The sequence below is a fragment of the Gordonia sp. (in: high G+C Gram-positive bacteria) genome, from assembly GCF_020438995.1.
Taxonomy (GTDB): Bacteria; Actinomycetota; Actinomycetes; order Mycobacteriales; family Mycobacteriaceae; genus Gordonia.
In genome coordinates, this window is sequence record NZ_JAGQTN010000093.1 from 1 (window position 1) to 2,089 (window position 2,089).

Consider the following 2,089-nt stretch of genomic DNA (forward strand, 5'->3'; position numbering starts at 1 on the left):
ACAAATCGGCTGGTCAGAGACGGTTTCATCGGTGTCTACGCAGGTCGATGCGTACGGCTGTCCCACTTTGGTGACGCAGCACACACCGATCGGGTTTCGGCCGGCTTCCGAATGCGTCCTCGCTCACCGGCCATCGGCGATCAGGCCGGCCTCGATCCGGCGGGTCAGTTCACGCCGATCGGGTTTGCCGGAGGTCAGCAGCGGAAGGTCGTCGGCGGTGACGACGATCCATCGTCGGGGCACTTTGTACGCCGAGAGGTCACGGCGGATGTCGACGCTCACCTGGTCGGCGTCGAACGTTCCGGGATCTGCCGGCACCACGACCGCGACCACTTCCTGTCCGCGGTCACCGTCACCGACTCCCACCACCAGGCTCGATTGCACCGACGGGTGCCGGTCGAGGACCGACTCGACCTCCTTGGGTGAGACGTTGGCTCCGGAGGTCTTGATCAGTTCGGTGGACCGGCCGACATAGAAGATCCCCGGTTCGTCGTCGAGGACGAACACGCGGTCGCCGGTGTGGAACCAGCCGTCGGCGTCGAACACTTCCCACGGTTCGCGCTTGTTGTAGCCGAGCATGATCCCGGGTCCTCGGATCCAGAGCTCACCCTCGCTACCTGCGGGAACCGGCTCGCCGGTGTCGTCGACGACGAGGACGTCGGTGGTGCTGAAACCGCCCCCGCTCTCGGTGAGGCTGCGGTGCCGCGGGACGTTGCCGGGTACCGCGACAAGGGACAGATCCGCAGGTAGATCCACCAGGCTCGGACAACTCGACAGATCGCGGCGGCTGAAGTCGGGGTGTGCGAGCATGCGCTGGGTGAGCGTCGGCCAGCCGGCGATGCCCGTGCCGCGTTCGCGTTCGAGGAGTTCAAGCGCGGCGCCGGGTTCGGTACGGGCGAGGGTGAGGATGGTCAGCGGGCTGTGCAGCGAGCCCGTGACGTGCAGGATTCCGCCGATCCAGAAGAACGGCATCGCCGACAGGTAGCGGGTGGGCAGGCCGGGTGGGGCGAAGCCGTTCATCGTGCCGGACAGGAACGCCGACTGGCGCATGAGCACGCCGTGGGAGTGGATCACCCCCTTAGGATCGGCGGTGGATCCCGAGGTGTGGATCATCACCGCCGGATCGGCCGGGCACACCTCGGCTTCGACAGCCGACAGAATCTCTTGTGGCACAACATCTTCTACCGAATCTGTGAAATCCACCGCGTGGGCCCACCGTCTGTCGGTGCCGCCGGTGATCCAGATCTGCCGCAGGTAAGGGGCCTCGCGCACCGCGATCTGCGTACCGGCGTTCGTGGCGAGTCCGGGTAGCGCGTCCTCCAGAAATACCGCGAAATCGACCGATACCGCGCGGCTCGGTGCGATCAGCAGATGCACGTCCCCCAGCCGCAGGCCTTTGGCCAGCTCACCCGGTGCGTACAGGGTGCTGAACGGGACGACGAGCGCGCCGATCCTGCTCGCGGCGAGCCACCACAACACCCAGTCTGTGCCGTTCGGGTAGAACAACCCGACGCGGGTGCCCTTGCCGACACCATGTGCCAGCAACCTCCTGGCCAGAAGCGCCGAACGCCGCTCTGCCTGCGCATACGTGATCCGGTCGGTGTTGGTGACGACGTAGTCGACGTCGCCGAACTCGGCGGCCGCACGGGTCAGCGCCGCGCCGATCGTCGGACGGAAACCCAGGTCAGGCAACTCCATCCCATCAGTCTTACCGTATGTGGTTCCGGTCAGGTGGCGAAGGCCCGGGCGACGTCGTCGGCGTCGAGTCCGTAGTCGGCGAGCGAGTAGGTGTGGCTGGGTGCGCGGGCACCTGTCTTGCTCTCCTCGTCGAGCGTGCGCACTCCCGAGCGCGCCGCCTCGGACATCGGGATGCCGAGCGCCGCGTAGACCCGTTCGACCGTGCCCATCGGGTCGCGGCGCAGGTCGGCGAAGTCGACGTCGAGGAATTGTTCGGGGTTGTGTCGGGCGCGTGATTCGGTGAAAACGCGCAGGCCACGCGACCACAGTTCGAGCTGGGACCGGCCCAGGGTGGCGCCGGTGAACGTGTCCGACCAGCCGCGGGTGGCGTGTTCGGCGAGACTGCACGCCG

The 2,089-nt window shown here is 67.0% G+C and carries 2 protein-coding genes; both read right to left on the reverse strand.

Going from position 1 to position 2,089, the window contains the following annotated elements:
- Positions 1–123 precede the first annotated feature (123 nt).
- Entirely contained in the window at positions 124–1,698 is a 1,575-nt protein-coding gene (locus KDB67_RS07855; protein WP_291014489.1) for a class I adenylate-forming enzyme family protein, read from the reverse strand.
- 29 nt (positions 1,699–1,727) lie between these two features.
- Positions 1,728–2,089 (reverse strand): sulfotransferase (locus KDB67_RS07860; protein WP_291014492.1); only part of this gene is annotated, 362 nt, incomplete at its 5' end.

Coding starts and splice junctions, on each gene's coding strand:
- KDB67_RS07855 (WP_291014489.1), bottom strand. CDS start 1,698: ATGGAGTTGCCTGACCTGGGTTTCCGTCCGACGATCGGCGCGGCGCTG.